18 protein-coding genes and 2 tRNA genes are annotated in these 18420 nt (G+C 63.9%); 13 read left to right on the forward strand and 7 right to left on the reverse strand.

Features of this window, described 5'->3' with window-relative positions; all coding sequences use genetic code 11:
- Positions 1-441: 441 nt before the first annotated feature.
- The 12 genes from L1Z78_RS06085 to L1Z78_RS06140 all read left to right on the forward strand — a co-directional run bounded on the left by L1Z78_RS06085 (position 442) and on the right by L1Z78_RS06140 (position 8195).
- A complete protein-coding gene (locus L1Z78_RS06085) occupies positions 442-768 on the forward strand; it encodes a hypothetical protein (RefSeq protein ID WP_234640657.1) in 327 nt (108 codons plus the stop codon).
- Between the two features lie 84 nt (positions 769-852).
- Positions 853-1059 (forward strand): major capsid protein, encoded by a 207-nt coding sequence (locus L1Z78_RS06090; RefSeq protein ID WP_234640658.1) that lies wholly within the window; start codon positions 853-855, stop codon positions 1057-1059.
- A gap of 138 nt (positions 1060-1197) precedes the next feature.
- Positions 1198-1551, forward strand: a complete 354-nt coding sequence (locus L1Z78_RS06095) for a hypothetical protein (protein ID WP_234640659.1) — start codon at positions 1198-1200, stop codon at positions 1549-1551.
- A 336-nt stretch (positions 1552-1887) separates the two neighbouring features.
- Positions 1888-2916 carry a virulence factor TspB C-terminal domain-related protein gene (locus tag L1Z78_RS06100; RefSeq protein WP_234640660.1) on the forward strand — a complete coding sequence of 343 codons (1029 nt, stop codon included), beginning with the start codon at positions 1888-1890 and terminating at the stop codon, positions 2914-2916.
- Positions 2916-3206: a DUF2523 domain-containing protein gene (locus L1Z78_RS06105; protein ID WP_234640661.1), complete on the forward strand. Its 291-nt coding sequence runs from the start codon at positions 2916-2918 to the stop codon at positions 3204-3206. Before L1Z78_RS06100 ends, L1Z78_RS06105 begins: the two co-directional genes overlap by 1 nt.
- Positions 3207-4220: a zonular occludens toxin family protein gene (locus L1Z78_RS06110; RefSeq protein ID WP_234640662.1), complete on the forward strand. Its 1014-nt coding sequence runs from the start codon at positions 3207-3209 to the stop codon at positions 4218-4220.
- Positions 4221-4652: 432 nt separating this feature from the next.
- Positions 4653-5594 (forward strand): rolling circle replication-associated protein, encoded by a 942-nt coding sequence (locus L1Z78_RS06115; protein WP_234640663.1) that lies wholly within the window; start codon positions 4653-4655, stop codon positions 5592-5594.
- A 63-nt stretch (positions 5595-5657) separates the two neighbouring features.
- Positions 5658-5888: a hypothetical protein gene (locus L1Z78_RS06120; RefSeq protein ID WP_234640664.1), complete on the forward strand. Its 231-nt coding sequence runs from the start codon at positions 5658-5660 to the stop codon at positions 5886-5888.
- Between the two features lie 3 nt (positions 5889-5891).
- Entirely contained in the window at positions 5892-6488 is a 597-nt protein-coding gene (locus tag L1Z78_RS06125) for a recombinase family protein (protein WP_234640665.1), read from the forward strand.
- A 323-nt stretch (positions 6489-6811) separates the two neighbouring features.
- Positions 6812-7816 (forward strand): heat-inducible transcriptional repressor HrcA, encoded by a 1005-nt coding sequence (hrcA, locus tag L1Z78_RS06130; RefSeq protein ID WP_234640666.1) that lies wholly within the window; start codon positions 6812-6814, stop codon positions 7814-7816.
- Positions 7817-7880: 64 nt separating this feature from the next.
- Positions 7881-7959 (forward strand) — tRNA-Ile (locus tag L1Z78_RS06135).
- A gap of 159 nt (positions 7960-8118) precedes the next feature.
- Positions 8119-8195, forward strand: a tRNA-Arg gene (locus L1Z78_RS06140).
- A 69-nt stretch (positions 8196-8264) separates the two neighbouring features.
- Here the strand turns inward: L1Z78_RS06140 and L1Z78_RS06145 are convergent.
- From L1Z78_RS06145 to L1Z78_RS06165, 5 genes are all read right to left on the reverse strand, one after another.
- Positions 8265-10634 carry a CHASE2 and HATPase_c domain-containing protein gene (locus L1Z78_RS06145; protein WP_234640667.1) on the reverse strand — a complete coding sequence of 790 codons (2370 nt, stop codon included), beginning with the start codon at positions 10632-10634 and terminating at the stop codon, positions 8265-8267.
- 36 nt (positions 10635-10670) lie between these two features.
- Positions 10671-12443, reverse strand: a complete 1773-nt coding sequence (locus L1Z78_RS06150) for a FecR family protein (protein WP_234640668.1) — start codon at positions 12441-12443, stop codon at positions 10671-10673.
- Positions 12444-12451: 8 nt separating this feature from the next.
- Positions 12452-13165: a response regulator transcription factor gene (locus L1Z78_RS06155; RefSeq protein ID WP_234640669.1), complete on the reverse strand. Its 714-nt coding sequence runs from the start codon at positions 13163-13165 to the stop codon at positions 12452-12454.
- Between the two features lie 94 nt (positions 13166-13259).
- Positions 13260-14552, reverse strand: coding sequence for a tryptophan--tRNA ligase (locus L1Z78_RS06160; RefSeq protein ID WP_234640670.1), 1293 nt, complete (start codon positions 14550-14552; stop codon positions 13260-13262).
- A gap of 73 nt (positions 14553-14625) precedes the next feature.
- Positions 14626-15294, reverse strand: a complete 669-nt coding sequence (locus L1Z78_RS06165) for a site-2 protease family protein (protein WP_234640671.1) — start codon at positions 15292-15294, stop codon at positions 14626-14628.
- Positions 15295-15515: 221 nt separating this feature from the next.
- Between L1Z78_RS06165 and L1Z78_RS06170 the strand changes: the two genes are divergently transcribed.
- Entirely contained in the window at positions 15516-16781 is a 1266-nt protein-coding gene (locus L1Z78_RS06170) for a methyl-accepting chemotaxis protein (protein ID WP_234642102.1), read from the forward strand.
- A gap of 10 nt (positions 16782-16791) precedes the next feature.
- On the opposite strand, the gene L1Z78_RS06175 is transcribed toward L1Z78_RS06170, so the two are convergent.
- Positions 16792-17436 (reverse strand): L-threonylcarbamoyladenylate synthase, encoded by a 645-nt coding sequence (locus tag L1Z78_RS06175; RefSeq protein WP_234640672.1) that lies wholly within the window; start codon positions 17434-17436, stop codon positions 16792-16794.
- Between the two features lie 22 nt (positions 17437-17458).
- The gene (locus L1Z78_RS06180) at positions 17459-18322 is read right to left on the reverse strand and encodes a 3',5'-nucleoside bisphosphate phosphatase (protein WP_234642103.1); all 864 of its coding nucleotides are present in this window, start codon (positions 18320-18322) and stop codon (positions 17459-17461) included.
- Positions 18323-18420: the final 98 nt, after the last annotated feature.

Here is an 18420-nt window from a genome sequence, read left to right on the forward strand (position 1 = left end):
GAACTATCCGCCGATCTTCTGGCGCGTTGTGGCCGTGCTGTACGTGCTTGTGACGGAGTCCGTTCTGGTCGCTGCCTTCTTCTATGTCACGGAGCGTTTATGAGCTCATCCACCGCATACGTCGTGACGTATCTGGAGCCTGTTCGCTCCGGTCTTTTTCGTGATCGCTCGATCAAGTGTGCGACCTGGGGCCAAGCTCGCCTTGCCATGTACTGCTTGGTCCATGCCGGGTTCCCAAACGTTGGGGTGTCGCTCGCCAGTCTGCATGTCCCCGGGCAAGCCTCTGAGGGCAGTTCCGGGTTGGCTGTCCCGGCGCAATCCGTGGGGCATGCACCTTGACAGGCCTCTGCTCTGCCTCGCGTGCGGGGTAGCTCAGAGCACTGTCGCTCGTATAGCCCGATCTGCGCGGGATTCCATTACGCAGTCTGTTAAGGAAACACCATGTCTACACCCCTGCCCGCATTCATCAAGGTCCTGGTCGTGCAAGAGGTTCGCAAGGGCACCGGCAAGAGCGGCAAGCCCTACGAATTCCAGGAAGTCGATTGCCTCACGCTGGATGCTGACGGCATTGAGCTGCAAGTCGGCGTGACGCCCGTTCCTGCCCCCCTGGTCGGCAAGATCACGCGGGGCCTGTATGCCCCCGTCTACGGCATGCGGGTTGATTTCCAGTCTCGCAAGATCATGCCCGCCATCGTTGACTTCACGCCCGTGCCGTCGCTCGCTCCTGCGGGCCGTGGTGGCCAGTCCGGCACGGCTGCGAAGACTTGATTACGTGCTGTGATTTCAGCGCCTAGGCCATGGCTTGTCGTGGTCTAGACGATGCAATCCCGCATCGTTTTCAAGGGGTCTTCTATGAAATTCCAACGTACTCTGATCGTGCGCGCTATCGCGATTCCCGCGATTGTCGCTGGTGCCGTCAGCACGGCGCATGCCGAGCTGCCCGCCGAAGTCACAACCGCCCTCAGCAGTCTTTCGACTGATGCGCTGAAGGTCGCGGGCATCGTCCTGGCGGCAATCGTTGCCGTCTACGCATTCAAGTTCATTCGCAAGGGTCTGTGATCCACTGGGGTTTGTAATGCAGCTGATTGCACCGCTGTTGATTGATATGGGCATCAATGCCGCATGGGTATCAGCGGCGGTGCTTTCTGCCCGTGTTGCGTTGTTTGCTCATCGTTTTATTAAGTCTCGGAGCTTGTAATGCCCTCTTATCAGGTGGGTGCGGCGTGCTACCCGACTCAGTTGCAAGCTGCTCAAGCGGTTGCTAGCTCCCAGATTGGCAATGTTGTCCAGCAAGGCGGATCGGCCCATGTTGTGGAGCTCAGGGCAATAAATCCAACTGCTATTACATATGGCCTTCGCCCGGTGACTGGTAGCCCGTTGATTGAAGTTGTCAGCACTTTCGAGGCTCAGCCTTGCGGCTTGCTTCAGGCCTCGGATGGGCTCGCTCTCGGTTGGATGGTTGGTGGCGTCTGGATCGTTGTTTATGGTCTGACATTTATTGCGCGCACTGTCTTCCATATTGGTGATGGAGGTAACGATGGCAACGCCTGAGTTTTACGCTGCGTTTATCGGCGTTCTGGGGGCTGTATGGCTGATTTGCGGGCGCTGGTAATCGCTGTTGCGGCATTGTTGTCCGGTGTTGTACATGCTGGGTATGCCCAATTGGCTCCACCGCTTGGCTGGTCCCCGGGTGGTGGGTTGGCTTCTGGCGCTGGTGGCGCCTTTAATTTTGGCAATGCCGCAAATAGTGCCCAGCTTCTGGGTGGCACTGTCCGAACCAATGCTGCTTTGAGTGTGGGAGGTCGGTCTGTCGCTGTCCCTGCGACTATGCGCTTTGCAGCTAACGCGCCGAAGATTGCTGCGGGGTTGATATTCGCGCATCCAGGCTTGCGTACTGCTGCCGCTATTGCGGCGTGGCTCGGTGTCGGGAAGTTGATCTGGGATGAGGCGGAAGGGATTTGGCGTGAAACTTCGGACCCCGTGCGCGGTGACGGGAAGTTGTGGTGGACAAGCTGGAATCCAGCGTTACAGCCAAGCCCTGAGGCTGCATGTTTGTCCTCTACTGGTCCCGGTGCTGACTGGAGCTATCAGTTTATCGGGATTATTAATGGTCCCTTTGGTCCTAGAGATTGTAATTATCGGGCCCAAATGAAAAGCAATCCAAATATTTGGAACTATGTAACTGCTGGGCTCTACTCTAAGGATGTTGAGACGCCAGAAGAGTGCCCTGCTGGCTGGACTAAAACACCCGCCGGCTGTGTTAGCCCGGCAGTTGATCAGCCTAGATTTGAGGAGATATTGGCAAAGCCTGGGAATATTTTGCCTGAGCGCGTGCCGCTTGATTTGCCGTACCCGTTGCCGATAAATCTGCCGGAAATAGCTCCCTTGTTTATCCCAACGGGTAATCCGGTTCCTAATCCTAATTACAATCCTTCTGCCCCTCCGGGTGTAGATAACCAGCCTTGGAATCAGCCGGGCGTTCGTGTTACTCCTGCCCCCGTGCCTGGTAGTCCTTGGCAAGTTGATATACAGCCTATTAATAGGCCTGTAGATAATCCGAACCCGGACCCTAACCCAAAGCCTGACCCCAATCCTGGGGATGGTGATAAGCCTACGGAAAAGGATCCGGGTCTTTGTGAGATGTATCCTGACATTGTTGCTTGCCAGAAGCTCGGCGGCATCGACGCTAAAGAGTTGCCGAAAAAGACTGTTCCTATGCAGATAACAAAGCAGAATGTCGGCCCTGAAAATGGTTCATGCCCGGCCCCTCGACAGTTCGATGTGATGGGTGTTTCCATGGCATTTCGGTGGGATTTGCTCTGTGATTTTGCTACAGGAATACGGCCGATTCTCGTTGGGTTCGCGTGGCTATCCGCTGCATTGGCATTTGTCGGTCTCAGTAGGAGGGGCGACTAATGGAGGGCATCGCTGAATGGCTGGCCAAAATTTCTTGGCCCCTGGTGTCTCGTGTGCTTGTGTCTCTTGGTTTTGGATACACGACATATGAGGGAGCGGATTCTGCTATCACTAATGCTATCGGTTCTATTCAAGGTGCTTTCGCGGGGCTCGGTGCTGAGGTCTTGCAGCTCCTTGCAATGGCGGGTTTTTTTGATGCTATGTCTATCACTAGTGGCGGGATTGTTTCCGGTCTCGCCTGGATGGTCATGAAACGGTTTGCTCTGCAAACAACTGGGCAGGGTTCATAAATGCTCACACTCATCACTGGCAACCCTGGGACTGGTAAGAGTGCTGCTCTGGTTTCAATGCTTGATGAGCTTGGCAAAGATCGTCAGCTGTATGTGAATGGCATTCCTGAGTTGCTCATTCCGCATATCGAATTGGCGGAGCCTGAGAAATGGCATGAGACGGTGCCTGATGGCTCTGTCATCATCATTGATGAGGTCCAACGGGTATGGCGTCCTGGTGGTCCTGGTCAGAAGATTCCCGAGATGATTGCGTCGTTGGAAACGCATCGTCATAGGGGTCTCGATTTCTACATAATTACTCAGGGTCCGAATCTCATTCATGCTAATGTGCGTGCGCTTATCGGTCGGCACGTCCATTTGCGCGATCTGGGCATCCTCGGTCGCTGGTGGTATGAGTGGCCTGAGTGCGCAGATAACTGCCGTACAGGCTGGAAAAATGCGCCCATTAAGAAGAGATATAAGCTTCCAAAAAGCGTATTCGGTAAATACAAAAGCGCAAGTATCCATGTCAAGCCAGTGCGTTCCTTTCCGTGGATGCTTGTTGTGATGATTGCTGCGCTTTTGACTGTATTTGTGATGTCTTGGTTTGCTTATAGGGCTATCAATGCTCGTTTGCATCCTGGCGCGCCTGAGCCTGTTTCGGCCGTCCCCAATGCATCATCGTCGCTTCAGCGGCAAGGTAATCAAGTTACTGCTACGTCAACGCCTGTCGTTGTGCCTGACGAGCGCGTTGCATTCATTCCTAGGCTTTCGGATCGCCCTTGGACTGCTCCTGCATACGATGAAATCAGGCGAGTTGTTACGATGCCTCTGATTACTGGTGCAATGTGCATCAATGACCATTGCGTGTGTTTTAACGGGTCGCGTCGGTTGCTCGATGTGGGGCATATTGCGTGTGATGAATGGCGCAGGTTGCGTCCATTTGATCCTTACGTCTATGAACCTGTGCTTGTCGATGCTGGCAATGCTGACGCAGGGGCCCGAGCGCCTGGGGTGTCTTCTGATGCCAGTTAGGCCGCTGTCCGAAGATGCCGCTTTGTCGCGCGACGTGCCCGTCGATGTGCTCACGCTGTCACTAGCGCGCCTGCCGCGTGCTTCCCGGTCTACTTGGCTTGGCGCTGCTGTGTCGTTGGGTTCGCCTCCGCGCTGGCCTGCTCCGCGAGGCGCAGTGCTCCAGCTCAGCGGGCCGCGAATCGTCGCCCTAAAAAACATGTATTTCTGCGCTGCTGCGCTCCTGTGTCTCGCTGCGTCTATGGCGGTCAAGGCCGGCGTGCGGGCGGCCCGTGGATGCAAGCGAAGCGCAGGCGCGGGCCGCGCGCAGCGCGGCCTAGATTTATCCCATAAACACTTTGGAACACACAGGGCGCAAAGGCTCTGAAAAAGGTGAACCCCGCGACAGCGCCAACTGCCCGGGGTTCGTGATAGCAACCTCTACGACAGGTCACCATGATTCGAATTATCTGTGATGCGAACCCTACGCGTCGATACACCCCCGAAGAACTGCTGCACATGCACCGTTGCGGCGAGGCTCTCACGGTCTTTGATGGCAGCACAGGCGAGGGCATGCGGGTCAAGGCCCATGACCTGGGCAATGGTCACATGGAGATTTCGGGCACGGCGCCCACGGTCTGGGTCGAACGTGAGTGGAATCACATCGCCCTGGAAACCTACCTGGAGCGCGTTATCGAGCGGCGCGAGGAGGAGGCCGACGAGATGCGGGAACGGTCGCTGACAATCGCGGCAAACCGGGCAAAAGTGAAGGTGCGCAAGCTCTGCAAGGCAATGGGCTCAGACACCCTGCTGACCCTCACGTATCGGGCAAACGAAACTGACCTGGAGCGATCCAAAAAGGATCTGAAAGAGTTCGTCCGGCGCATGCGCAGGTACATGCCCGCGTTCAAGGCTGTGGCCGTGTATGAGTACCAAGCTCGGGGGGCAATCCACTGGCACATTGCGACTGCGAACGTGCCCCGTGTGTTCGAGCGCAGGAATGACCAGGGCCAGACCTATCAGGTCAAGAGCTTTGACGCTATCCGCAGTGTCTGGCGTGGCGTCACGAAAGAGCGTGGCGGCAACATCGATCTTGCCCGGCGCAAGCGCAACAGCACACGCAGTCCTGCGCGCATTGCCTCGTATATCGCCAAGTACATTGTCAAGGCATTCCGCGAGGGGCAGGCCTTCACGAATCGCTACAGCGCATTCGGGGACTTTGACATGGGCAAGCCGGTAGATCTGGGGTGGTTCCCTCGGGTGCTGGATGCTGTCAGTGCGTCATTCGACTGTGTGCTTGACAGTCAGTCAGTTGTCTACTCGGAGCTGTCGCGCTGGAAAGACTGGTTTGTCTTGCATGTAGAGCGCAAGACAACGTCTGTCAGGGGGTGCGCCTAATGATCTTGGGGGAGTCCGATTTTGGCTCGCTGTGGCCCTGTGAAGGGCTGTTGAGGGATTCCTATGTCTATTGATCATCGCGAAAACATTTCCGGTAACGCTGCCCGCGTTGCCAAGCATCGGGCCACGCATGCCCGGCTTGACGTCTCTGTCCCGGCGCACATCTCAAGCACTATCGACGAGCTGGCCGAGATGTTCGGCACAAGCCGTGCTGTCGTCCTGCGCTCAATGCTCCGGTTTGCCTTGACGAACCGCGACTGGAAAAAGCTTGGTCTTCTCTGGGTCGGGGAGTAAGCAATGCTGATCGGATATGCGCGTGTCTCCACGCTTGATCAGGACACGACGATGCAGCGTGATGCCCTTGAGCGGGCTGGTGTCCATAGGCTGTTTGCTGATTCCAGTTCGGGGGTTGGTCCCCGTCCCCAGTTGCACGCGGCGCTCGATTGCTTGCAGCAGGGCGACGTCTTGGTCGTTTGGAAACTGGATCGCATCGCTCGAAGCCTGCATGACTTGCTGGCCACCGAACGGCGTCTGAAAGCTGTGGGTGCTGGTATCCGTAGTCTTACGGAGCCGCTTGATACGTCCAGCCCGTTCGGCGAGTTCACCTTTCAGGTGTTAGGTGCCGTCGCGCAGCTGGAGAGGTCAATGATCAGAGAGAGGGTCATGGCTGGGCAAGCTGCGGCTAGGGCACGCGGCAAGACTTGGGGTCGAAAACGCTCTATCGATGATGGAGATGTTGAGGTTATCGTGCGGCTGTGGCGGTCTGGTGCTTATCAGCAGGCCGAACTGGCCGAGATGTGGGGCGTGTCCGTGGCTTGCCTGCGAGATGCTATCCATCGTTTTGAGGGTCGTGGCAGGTGGCTCCATCGTCTATCTGCTGCTACCCCTACGTGATCTCTTCGGTCCTCAATCTTTGCGCCGTCGGTTTGTGCCGCGGTATGGCCGAGGGTTGTAGATCGTAGACTTTGGGTCAAAACTCTGCTGGCCTCTCCGTGATCTCAGCAGAGTTTTTCTGCGGCCGTGTGCCCTTATCCTCACTGCGATACGGACTGCGATGTACACCACGGCGGCGCTGGCGAGTATCAGCAGGGCGGCTTGGTTTGAGGTCATGGGTTGCAGGATATCGCAGGCTGCCTTTGGCTTCGCCGCTCTGTCTGTATGAAAAAAGCCCGGATCGTCCGGGCTGTGTTTGAGGCATACATCACTAAAATCATCACATGCTCGACGAACGTGCCAAGTTGTTGCTCAAAGCGCTGATCGAGCGTTACATCGCTGACGGCCAGCCTGTGGGCTCGCGGACCCTGTCGCGCGCGTCGGGGCTTGAATTGTCGCCTGCCACGATACGCAATGTGATGGCCGACCTCGAAGACCTGGGGTTGATCATCAGCCCGCACACCTCGGCAGGCCGCATTCCGACCGCCCGGGGCTACCGGTTGTTCGTGGACACCATGCTCACCGCGGACCGTGCAGACATCGTGACGCCCGAACTCGCACCCGAGCAGCCGCAGAAAGTCATCGCCAACGCGGCCAACCTGCTGTCCAGCCTCTCCCAGTTCGTGGGCGTGGTGCTGGTGCCGCGCCGCACCTCCGTGTTCAAGCACATCGAGTTCGTGCGCCTGTCCGAGAGGCGCTTCCTTGTCATCATCGTATCGCCCGAGGGCGATGTGCAGAACCGCGTCATCTTCACCGACGTGGATTACTCGGCATCGCAACTGGTCGAAGCCTCCAACTTCCTGAACAGCCACTATGCGGGCCTTGCCATGGAGGAGGTGCGCGAGCGCCTCAAGGGCGAAGTCGAGCAGCTGCGCGGCGAGGTGGCCACGCTGATGCAGGCAGCCGTCAACATCGGCACGGAAGCCATGTCCAGCGCCCAGGAGGACGTGGTCATCGCAGGCGAGCGCAACCTGCTGTCGGTCAGCGATTTCTCCAGCGACATGGGCAACCTGCGGCGTGCCTTCGACCTGTTCGAGCAAAAGACCCAGATCCTGCGGCTGCTGGATTTCTCCAGCCAGGCCGAGGGGGTGCGCATCTACATCGGGGGGGAAAGCCAGGTCGTTCCCTTCGAGGAGCTGTCCGTGGTCAGTGCACCCTATGAGCTCGATGGCAAGGTGGTGGGCACGCTGGGCGTGATCGGGCCGACCCGCATGCACTATGACCGCATGATCCAGATCGTGGACATCACCTCCAAGCTGGTCAGCAATGCGCTGAGCCACAAGCGTTGAGGCGGCCGTTAGGCCCTACAATAACCGTTTGCCATGGCGGTGCCCGCGCTGCCTAGGTGAATCCGGGGCCTTAGCTCATGCTTGGTTAGAGCAGCGGACTCATAATCCGTTGGTGCCCAGTTCGACTCTGGGAGGCCCTACCATCGATTGGTATGAAAGAGCCTGCCGCCCTTGTGGGGCGGCAGGCTCTTTTTTTGTGCATGGACTGTTGGCGGTGGCGGAGCAGCGTCTTCCGTTTTTTTTGCACAAATGTGGCGCTTTTGTCCGGAAGGTGAAAATGCCACGCTACAATGCGAAGCGTTGCGGCTGTAGCTCAGCTGGATAGAGTACTTGGCTACGAACCAAGGGGTCGTGGGTTCGATTCCTGCCAGCCGCACCACCATACGCAAAGCCCTGAAATCGAAAGGTTTCAGGGCTTTTTCGTTGCCTGGGCAGCCGCCGCGCCGGTTCAATCCGGGGCGCTGGCGGTCGCCTTGGGCAGCACGATGCTGAAGGTGCTGCCCTCCGCCGGTGCGCTCTGGATGTCCAGCCGGCCGCCATGGCGGGCCGCCACCGTGCGTGCGAAGGCCAGGCCCAGGCCCACGCCGTCGACGTGCTTGTGCTGTTCCAGGCGCTCGAACGGCCGGCTCAGCCGGGCCAGGGTCTCGGCATCCATGCCGGGGCCATGATCACGGATGGCGATGCGGCAATGGGCCGCGTCCTGCGACAGCAGACACTGCACCGTCGTCTCTGCGCCGATGTGTCCGCCGTGGCCGTATTTGATGGCATTGCCTATCAGGTTGACGATGGCGCGATGGAGCATGCCCTGGTCGCCGAGCACGGGGTACTCGTGCTGAGGCAGGCTGAACTGGAGGCAGACCTGCGCGGCCGTTGCCTGGGCCCAGCAGCTTTCCACGGCCTGGTCCACCACCAGGCCCAGGTCCAGCGGTTCCTGGCGGATGACCTGCTGCCGGGCGCGTGCCAGGTGCACGAAGTCATCGGCCAGCTGCAGGGATGCCTGGGCATAGCCTTCGATGCGTGGCAGCAGTGCCTGCGAGGACAAGGGGGTCGCGGACCCCCGCTGCATTTCCAGCAGGGTGATGATCGAGGCGACAGGGGCGCGGATGTCGTGCGAGATGAACTGCATGGCCTGGTCGCGCTGGGCCTGGGCGCTGCGCAGTTCGCTGATATCGACCAGGGTGATCAGCCAGCCCGTGGTGGGCTGCGCATCGAAGGCTTGGGCCAGCAGCATCAGGCTGCGCCCCTGGGCATCCTGCCCCTCGCTGCTGCGCGGCAGCGCGCCAGCGGCGAGGGCCGTGGCCGTGAGCAGGGCACTGCCTGCCTGGCCTGTGGCCTCGGGTGCTTTGAGGCCTGCGAGCAGCGGGGGCAATGCGTCGCCGGCCCGCAATTCCCGGCCCAGGCTGCGGGCATAGGCATGGGCGGCGGAATTGGCCAGCAGGAGATGCCCCTGGCGGTCGCAGACGAAGGTGGCCGAGGGCAGCTGGCGCAGGCTTTCGCTGACGAAATGGTGCAGCGCGCGCAGTTGCCGGGAGGCCTGTTCCACGGCTGCGATGCGCTGGTCCAGCAGGTCGCCGCCCAGGGACATGGGCAGGCCCTGGCCCTGGAGGTCACGCAGCTCCAGCGCCAGAAAGCGGGCGGCGGCGCGCAGGCGCAGCCAGCCCCACAGGGGATAGGCCAGGGCCAGGCCCAGCAGGCCGGCTGCGGGTGCGGTCTGCACCTGCCAGATGCGGGGCGCGAGGCCGGCCAGCGACAGGCAGGCCAGGGCCAGCATCGCACAGGCCAGCATGCCGCCCGAAGGACCGAGCCAGGCCAGTGCCAGCAAGGCCAGCAGCACCGCGCCCGCGTTCAGCCCCCGATCCAGCGTCACGGACGCGGGATGCACATGCGTGCCCTGCAGGCTGCCGTTGAGCACATGGGCCAGCATTTCCACGCTGGAGATGGGGCGCGCACCGGCACCCAGGGGGGCGGTGAACCGGGTGCCCAGGCCCTCGGCCGTGGTCCCGATCAGCACATACTTGCCGCGAAAGGCCGCGGCGGGAATGCGACCCCGCAGCACGTCGATGTAGGAGTAGGTGGTGAAAGGCGAGCGATCCCGGGCGCCCTGTTCCGACCCGGGGCGGGCAAAGGCGATGATTTCCCGCTGATGGCGCTGCCATGCCGGGGCTCCGGGCTGGGTCTGCGGCGCGGGCTTCGGGCTGGTACATGCACGGCCGCTTTCGCCAATGCAGTGCAGGGACAGCGCCATATGCCACCAGGGCTGCTGTGCCGTGCCTTCGACCGCATGGAAGCTGCGCACTGCGCCGTCCGTATCCACGGGAAGCTGGGTGTGTCCCAGGGCCGCGGCGGCCTGCGCGAAGGCCGGCAAAGGGGCGGTGCCCGCCGCCACGGGAAGCACGGTCCGGCCACTGCGTTGCAGGGTGCGCGCCAGCAGCAGGTCGTCGCCGGGATAGTCCAGGTCTTCCTCGCTGAGGATCACATCCAGTCCGATGGCACGTGGCGGGGCCTGGCCGATGCGCTCCAGCAGGCCTGCATGCAGTGCGCGCCGCCAGGGCCAGCGACCGATGGCGTCGATGCTGGCCTCGTCGATGGCGATGATGACGATGTCCCGGGAGGCCCGTGGCTGGTGCAGCCAGCTCGCCGTGTCCTGCACGAAGCCGTTGGCGCGCTCCAGCTGCCCGTCACCGCTGAGCCAGAGCACCAGGGACAGCAGGCCGGCGGCCAGCAGCAGCCAGTCCCTGCGCAGCCCGCGGCCACGGGCTGGCGCCTGTTGCGCGGGGGCTTCGGGGCCGGGCTCTGGCGTGGGCGGAAGATTGGACAAGCGCTGGAGAGGTTCGACGTGGGGCTGAGGCGCGGCCTACTGGCGCTGCAGGCGTTCTCCACTGCCGGAATGCAGCATCTGGCCGCTGGCATCCACGATCCAGCTGCCCGTGCGGAACTGGCGCGCGGCCGAGAAGTCGCTGCGCAGGCCGTTGGCATCTTCGATCTGCAGCCGCAGGTAGTAGGTGCCTGCCGGCAGGCCTTCGGCGCTCCACTGGGGTTGCTCGGTCCAGGTGTCGACCAGCGGGGCGTTGAACTCCTGGTCGCGCGACACCATCACATGGTATCGCTGGCCGGATTCGCCACTCCAGCGGATCTGGCGGCTGCCTTCCCCGGGGCGGTCACCCATCTGCAGCGCATCGGCCGACGGCTTTGCCGGTACGGGCGCGAGCCGCATGGCCTGTGGCGCGGCAAAGGGGCCCTGATCGGCGCTGCCATCTGCCAGCGTGCGGATGCTGGCGGTGCGCCACAGATAGCGCCCAGCGGGCAGCCTGGCCAGAGCCGCCGGGGGCAGGACGCAGTCGCTCAGGTCGCGGGCGTCGATGGCAGGCGCTGCGAATCCGCTCCCCGCTTCGGCGGAGGCGACCTGGATGCGGTAGCGGGCAGCGCCCACGACCCTGGTGCATTGCAGGCTGGCCTGGCCCAGGCCCACGGTGGCATCTGCCTGCGGTGCCTCGTACAACGGCGGCACGGGATGGGCCTTGACGCGCAACGCATGGCGGCTGGCGGCTCCCGGAATGCCCTGGGCGTCGACGCCGCGCAGCGACAGCACGTAGTCCCCATCCTCGACCCCGGCCAGCCGCAAGGGCGATGCCATGGCCTGGAAGCTGGCACTGCGCAGCACCTGGGTCATGTCGGCATCACGGGACAGCAGCAACTGGTAGCGCACGGCGCCCGGCAGGGTCGGCAGTGGCAGGCTGACCCAGTTGGCATCCTCGGACAGCGCGGGCCACGCCGTGACGTCGGGCGCTTCCAGCATGGATCGGGCAGGGCCCACCCTGCCATCAGAAGCCACGGCCACGCCTTGACCCGGACGCAGCAGCGCGGCGCCGGCCTCGGGGCCATCGGAGTCCACGGCGACCGTTCCCTCATCGACCGCTGCGGCCGTGCTGCCCGATGCATCGGCCTGCACGAGGAAGCGGGTGCCACGCACGCTGGTCGAGGCCGCGGGCGTGCGGATTTCGAAGCGGCGCTCGGCATGGTCGGGCTCGGGAGGAACCGATGCCTCCACGCCACCTTCGCGCAGGTCCAGCACGGACTGGAGGCTGCCGGCGCGGCCCTTGCGCCGCATCTGGCGCAGCAGCACGTCCGATTGCGACTGCACGCGGACCAGGGAGCCGTCGGCCAGGCGCACGGCGACAAAGGCGTCCTCGGCCAGCTGCAAGCGGTCGCCCTCCTGCAGCGTCTGGCCCTTGCGTACCGGCTCGCCGACACCTTGGGTATCCGCCCGGCTGTCGGCCAGGTGGTCCAGCGGGCGGGTGGAGCGCGCATCACCCTGCACGAACTCCACCGAAGCCACGGCGGCGCGCAGCAGGCGCACGGGGATCTCCAGCACGGAGCCGGGCCTCAGGCGATAGGGGTCGGCCACGCCGTTGTGCTGCTGCAGCCGGGTCCACTGGCGAGGATCGCCAAGATAGCGTGCTGCCAGCTGCTCCAGGGTGTCGCCGGAGACCACGCGGTGCGCCATCATGTCGCCGTCGCGGGATGCTGGCTTGATCTGTGCCAGGGCACCGCCCATTCCCAGCGCTGTCAGCGTCGCCAGCACGCAGGCCCGGGCAATGGGGCCATGCCATCGAGCCGTGGCGGGCATGTGTCCGGTCATGGCGTCTGCGCGGCCGCCTGCAGGGCGGCATCGGGCACGTCCAGGCGGTAGCCGTAGCCATAGACGGCGCTGATGGCGTAGGGTTGGCCGGCGCGCAGGTTCAGCAGCGCGCGCAGGCGCGAGATATGCGTGTCCAGCGAGCGCGACTGCACTTCGGCATTGTGGCCCCACACGGCCTCGCGCAGGTGCTCGCGCGACAGCAGGCGACCCTGGTTCTGGAACAGCGTCAGGGCCAGCGTGTATTCGCGGTGCGTGACCTCGATGGGCTGGCCGTGCATCTCCAGGCTGTTGGTGGCGGTGAGGAAGCGATAGGGCCCGAACTCCAGCACGCTTTGCGTGTTCACCGGATAGGCGCGGCGCAGCAGCGCGGCCATGCGCGCGCGCAACTCGCCATGGCGCACGGGCTTGACCATGAAGTCGTCGGCGCCGCAGGACAGGCCTTCTACGATGTCGGCTTCCTCGCTGCGGTGGGTGATGATCAGGATGGGCAGCTCGCGGCTGACATGCCCGCGTACCCACCGGACCAGGTCCGTTCCCTCCATGTCGGGCAGGTGCCAGTCCACGATCAGCAGGTCGAAGCTCTCGCGGCGCAGCTCCAGCTGCAGGGCCGATCCCGTCTGGTAGGTGTGGCAGCTGTGGCCCGTCTCCAGCGCGACCTGACGCAGCATCTCCAGTTGCAGCGGATCATCGTCCAGAGCAGCGATACGCATCCAAATGTCCTTTCACGCAAGCGCCAGAATCCCTGGCGCCGGGCTGCGGGCAAGACTGCCCGCAAAAATGCGGTTTTCCAAGCGAAGCTTACCCTTACTCTGCGGCATCGCGCAGCTGTTGCAGCGCAGCCAGCACCCGCGTGGAGTCCGAGGGCTCCAGTCGGGGCATCAGCGAGGCCAGCGCCTGCGCGCCGTCTTGCTGCAGGCGGGCGATGGCCTGGCCGGCCTCCCTGGGGGCATCGAAGCCCTGGCTTTGCAGAAGCAGCTGGCCATCGGCGGCCAACAGCTTGAAGTAGAACTTGCCGTCGGCTTCGCGGTATTGCTTGAACTGCGGCAGCGCCTGCCTGGCGGCCTTGGCCTTGCCGCCCACCTGCGCCTGCGCCAGGTTGCGCAGCCCGACCGCCGAGCGCAGCTCGCGCAGCAGCGGCGTGGTCTCGCGGCGCGCCTTGGCGGCGCCCGCCTGGAGAATGTCCTCCAGTTCGCCGGGGTGGGCAATCAGATGTTCATAGCGATCGCGCATGGGGGCCAGCTCGCGGTCGATGCGCTCGAACAGTTGCTGCTTGGCGTCGCCCCAGGCGATGCCTTCGGCGTACTGTCGGCGCAGTGCCTCGGTTTCCTCTTCGCTGGCAAAGCCCTGGTAGATCTGGAACAGGGCCGAGCCTTCCACTTCCTTGGGTTCGCCCGGCGCGCGCGAGTCGGTGGTGATGCTGCCGATGAGCTTGCGCAACTGCTCGCGCGAGGAGAACAGCGCGATGGTGTTGTTGTAGCTCTTGCTCATCTTGCGGCCGTCCAGGCCGGGCAGCGTGGCCACGTTGTCCTCGACCTGGGCCTCGGGCAGCTTGAAATACTCGCCGCCGTAGATGTGGTTGAAGCTGGAGGCCATGTCGCGCGCCATCTCGATGTGCTGGACCTGGTCGCGGCCCACGGGCACCTTGTGGGCGTTGAAGGCCAGGATGTCGGCCGCCATGAGCACGGGATACATGAACAGGCCGGCGGTCACGCCATCATCGGGCTCGGTGCCGTCCGCCTGGTTCTTGTCCACCGCCGCCTTGTAGGCGTGGGCGCGGTTGAGCAGGCCCTTGCCGGTCACGCAGGTCAGCAGCCAGCACAGCTCGGGAATCTCGGGAATGTCGGACTGGCGGTAGAAGGTCACATGCTCGGGATCGAGGCCGGCCGCCAGCCAGCTGGCAGCGATCTCGATGGTCGAGCGCTGCACGCGCGCCGGGTCCTGGCACTTGATCAGGGCGTGGTAGTCGGCCAGGAAATAGAAGTTCTCCACTTCGCGCGAGCGGCTGGCCGCGATGGCCGGGCGCAGCATGCCGGCATAGTTGCCGAGGTGCGGGGTTCCGCTGGGAGTGATGCCGGTGAGGAAACGGATGGTGCTCATGACGGGAGACTGCGACAGGGAATGAAAAAAGCGGCGCTGCAAGGCCTGGCTGGCCGCAAGGCCGGCCAGGCTTTCAACGCAACAGCGAGATCAGCGGGGTCAGGACGAAGTCGATCACTGCGTAGCCCAGGTCCATCAGCGGGCGCAGCCAAAGGCTGCCGACCACGCCGGCGATGACCAGGCCCATGACGATGAAAAAGCCCCAGGGCTCGATGCGCGCCACCCACTGTGCCTGGCGCCAGGGCAGCAGGCCGACGAGGATGCGCCCGCCGTCCAGCGGCGGCAGCGGAAACAGGTTGAAGGCCCACATCACCAGATTGACCAGGATACCGGCGCGGCACATCTCGAGAAAAAAGCGTTCATCGATGCCCAGGCCTACCAGAACGACCAGAACGATGCCCCACAGCAGCGCCTGCGCGAAGTTGGAGGCCGGCCCCGCCAGCGCAACCCAGATCATGTCGCGCTTGGGGTGGCGCAACTGGTCGAAGCGCACCGGCACGGGCTTGGCATAGCCGAACAGGAAGGCGCCCGAGGTGGCGAAGTACAGCAGCAGCGGCATCAGGATGGTGCCGATGGGGTCGATGTGCTTGATGGGGTTGAGCGTGATGCGTCCCATCATGGCGGCCGTGTGGTCGCCGAAGTGGCGCGCGGCATAGCCATGGGCCGCCTCGTGCACCGTGATGGCGAAGAGCACGGGCAGGGCGTAGATGAGTACGGTCTGTATGAGGTTGGAGAGGTCCACGGCGGGCATTGTCTCAGACGCAGGCCCGCCTTGCCGCAGCCCCCCGCAGAGCCCGTGCGCGGCGCTGGCCGCGTGGACATGGAGGTTTCCACAGATTGGCAACCCTTGGTGTGTGTTGCAAAATGAAACATCAAGGGGCAAGTTCCTCAACAGGTTTTTCACCAAGGCCTCCGGGCCACGCAAATACGAGGTGGGATGTGGGCGTACTGGGCTTGGGCAGGCTGCCGATAGGCTGGCGGCTGGTGATTGCGTTCGGCGGTATCAATCTGCTGGTGTTCACGATGATGGCCGTCACGGTGTTCTCGCTGGGCCGGGCCGAGCAGGCGCTGGCGGCCGGTGGCGCGACCACGGTGGCCGAACAGGCGCTGGAGCAGACGCGCTGGTGGGTGCTGGGCCTGGGGGCGGTGGTCTGCACGCTGGCCCTGGTGGCATGGTTCAGCCTGAGGCGGGGCATCGTGCAGCCGCTGGGGCAGGCCATCCTGATCGCGGAGACCGTGGCGGCAGGGGATCTGAGCCAGGAGTTCTCCACCGAGCTCCAGGGGGACTTCGGCCGCCTGCTTGGCGCGCTGGGCACCATGGAGGACACGCTGACCGAACTGGTGGGGCGCATCAAGCAGTCCACGGACTCCATCGGCCTGTCGGCCGGCGAAATCGACGCCGGCAACACCGACTTGTCGCGTCGCACCGAGGCCCAGGTCTCGGCGCTGGCCCAGACGGCCGCCAGCATGGAGCAGCTCACGGCCACGGTGCGCCAGAACGCCGACCGCGCGCATTCGGCCAGCGGCCTGGCCGTCGACGCCTCGGCCACGGCGCGGCGCGGCGGCGCCGTGGTGGGCGAGGTGGTGCAGACCATGGAGGCCATCAGCGGCAGCTCGCGCAAGATCGTGGACATCATCCAGGTCATCGAGGGCATTGCCTTCCAGACCAATATCCTGGCGCTCAATGCCGCCGTCGAAGCGGCGCGCGCGGGCGAACAGGGCCGGGGATTCGCCGTGGTGGCCAGCGAAGTGCGCAGCCTGGCCGGACGCTCGGCCGAGGCCGCCAAGCAGATCAAGGAGCTGATCACCACCAGCGTTCGCCAGGTGGAAAGCGGAGCGGGACTGGTCAGCCAGGCGGGCGACACCATGCAGGAAATCGTGGGCGCCGTCGGGCAGGTTTCGGGCCTGCTGGGCGAGATGTCGCAGGCGCTGCGGGAGCAGAGCGAGGGCATTGCCCAGGTCAATACCGCCGTGGGCCACATGGACAGTGCCACCCAGGAAAACGCGGCCCTGGTGCAGCAGGCCTCGCGTGCCGCCTCTGCCCTGACGGAGCGCGCGCAGGAGCTGGAGCAGGCGGTGGGCGCCTTCAAGCTCGATGACGAGCCGCCAGCCGCCGCCGGCTTCGCGGCAATGCAGGAGCGGCCTGCGCTGGCACCGGCGGTGCCCGCAGCCGGGGTCCCTCGGCGCGCGCCTGCCGCTGCCCGGTCACTGGAGTGGGCGCAGCACTGAGCGCCAGCGTTCAGGCCGCTTCCAGTCCCAGGGCCTCCAGGCTGCCCCGCCCCTGGCGCACGACGGTGGGCGGGTTGCCCAAGGACATGGGCACGAGGTCGATCACCGTGGTCGGCTCCGAGGGACAGGCACCGGCATCGACCACGGCATCCAGGTCGTGGGCAAATCGCTCGATGATCTCGTCGGCGTCATGCAGGGGCTCGGTCTCGCCCGGGGGAATCAGCGTGGTGGCGATCAGTGGCTCGCCCAGTTGTTCCAGCAGCAGCTGCGTGCCCTTGCGATCGGGCACGCGCAGGCCGATGGTCTTGCGCGAGGGATGGCTCAGGCGCTTGGGAACTTCCTTGGAGGCTTCCAGGATGAAGGTGTAGGGCCCTGGCGTGGCCAGCTTGAGCAGGCGGTACTGGCGGTTGTCCACGCGCGCGTAGCTGGACAGCTCGGACAGGTCGCGGCACAGCAGCGTGAGGTGGTGCTTGTCGTTGATCTGGCGGATGCGGCGCAGCCGCTCCACCGCAGGGCGGTCGTCCAGGTGGCAGACCAGGGCATAGCTCGAATCAGTGGGGATGGCCAGGATGGCGCCCTGGCGCAGCATCTCGGCGGCTTGCTTGATCAGGCGGGGCTGGGGGTTGTCGGGGTGGGCTTCGAAGCGTAGGACCATGGTGTTCTTTGTGGGGGGCGGCTCAGGCCCTCTGTATGCGTGCGTCGAGCAGCTCCCAGACGGGTGTCAGCTCGCCCGGCAGATAGGGCAGGTCGCCCAGATCGGTGTGCGATTCCTCGGGGCTGTGGAAGTCGCTGCCGCGCGAGGCGGCCAGCCCGAACTCGCGCGCCATGTCGGCGTAGATGGCGTACTCGCTGGGCCGGTGGCTGCCGGTGACGACTTCCACGCCCTGTCCGCCGTGGGCCTTGAACTCGGAAAACAGCGCGTATTCCTCGTTGGCCGTCAGCGTGTAGCGGGCCGGATGGGCGATCACCGCCGCGCCGCCGGCCTGGGTGATCCAGCGCACCGCGTCGCCCAGGCGGGCCCAGGTATGGGGCACATAGCCCGGGTGGCCTTCGGTCAGGTAGTGGCGGAATACCTCGCCGGTATCACGGCAGTATCCCGACTCCACGAGAAAGCGCGCGAAATGCGTGCGCGAGATCAGGCCCGGATTGCCGGCGAAGCGCAGCGCGCCTTCGTAGCTGCCCGCGATGCCGGCCAGCTCCAGCTGTCGGGCCATTTCACGGGCCCGGGGACCGCGTCCGTCGCGCGTGGCGTACAGGCCTTCGACCAGTGCCGGATCGTCGGCATCAAAGCCCAACCCCACGATGTGCACCGTGGTGCCGGCAAAGCTCACCGAGATCTCGGCACCCGTGAGGTAGTCCAGGCCGCAGGCGCGTGCCGCGGCCGCGGCGCGGTGCTGGCCCCCGACCTCGTCATGGTCGGTCAGCGCCCACAGCTGCACGCCCCGGGAGGCGGCGCGTTCGGCCAGTTGCTCCGGCGTCAGCGTTCCATCCGAGACCACGGAGTGGCTGTGCAGATCGGCGTTCAGATAGGACTTGGGCACCGGCCCATTGTAGGTGGGGGGCATTTCCCGGGTCCCGCGCTATGGCTGGGGACTTCCCTGAGTGCGGGTCAACCCCCCTCAATAGTGACAGCCGCATG

The sequence above is a fragment of the Delftia tsuruhatensis genome, from assembly GCF_903815225.1.
Lineage (GTDB): Bacteria > Pseudomonadota > Gammaproteobacteria > Burkholderiales > Burkholderiaceae_C > Comamonas > Comamonas tsuruhatensis_A.

Excerpts from the sequence above, each read along its gene's own strand:
- L1Z78_RS06155 (WP_234640669.1), bottom strand. The coding sequence starts at position 13,165 with ATGCGTATCGCTGCTCTGGACGATGATCCGCTGCAACTGGAGATGCTG.
- L1Z78_RS06175 (WP_234640672.1), bottom strand. The coding sequence starts at position 17,436 with ATGGTCCTACGCTTCGAAGCCCACCCCGACAACCCCCAGCCCCGCCTG.
- L1Z78_RS06110 (WP_234640662.1), top strand. The coding sequence starts at position 3,207 with ATGCTCACACTCATCACTGGCAACCCTGGGACTGGTAAGAGTGCTGCT.
- L1Z78_RS06125 (WP_234640665.1), top strand. The coding sequence starts at position 5,892 with ATGCTGATCGGATATGCGCGTGTCTCCACGCTTGATCAGGACACGACG.
- L1Z78_RS06095 (WP_234640659.1), top strand. The coding sequence starts at position 1,198 with ATGCCCTCTTATCAGGTGGGTGCGGCGTGCTACCCGACTCAGTTGCAA.
- L1Z78_RS06160 (WP_234640670.1), bottom strand. The coding sequence starts at position 14,552 with ATGAGCACCATCCGTTTCCTCACCGGCATCACTCCCAGCGGAACCCCG.
- L1Z78_RS06085 (WP_234640657.1), top strand. The coding sequence starts at position 442 with ATGTCTACACCCCTGCCCGCATTCATCAAGGTCCTGGTCGTGCAAGAG.
- L1Z78_RS06115 (WP_234640663.1), top strand. The coding sequence starts at position 4,653 with ATGATTCGAATTATCTGTGATGCGAACCCTACGCGTCGATACACCCCC.
- L1Z78_RS06150 (WP_234640668.1), bottom strand. The coding sequence starts at position 12,443 with ATGCCCGCCACGGCTCGATGGCATGGCCCCATTGCCCGGGCCTGCGTG.
- L1Z78_RS06090 (WP_234640658.1), top strand. The coding sequence starts at position 853 with ATGAAATTCCAACGTACTCTGATCGTGCGCGCTATCGCGATTCCCGCG.
- L1Z78_RS06120 (WP_234640664.1), top strand. The coding sequence starts at position 5,658 with ATGTCTATTGATCATCGCGAAAACATTTCCGGTAACGCTGCCCGCGTT.
- L1Z78_RS06105 (WP_234640661.1), top strand. The coding sequence starts at position 2,916 with ATGGAGGGCATCGCTGAATGGCTGGCCAAAATTTCTTGGCCCCTGGTG.
- hrcA (WP_234640666.1), top strand. The coding sequence starts at position 6,812 with ATGCTCGACGAACGTGCCAAGTTGTTGCTCAAAGCGCTGATCGAGCGT.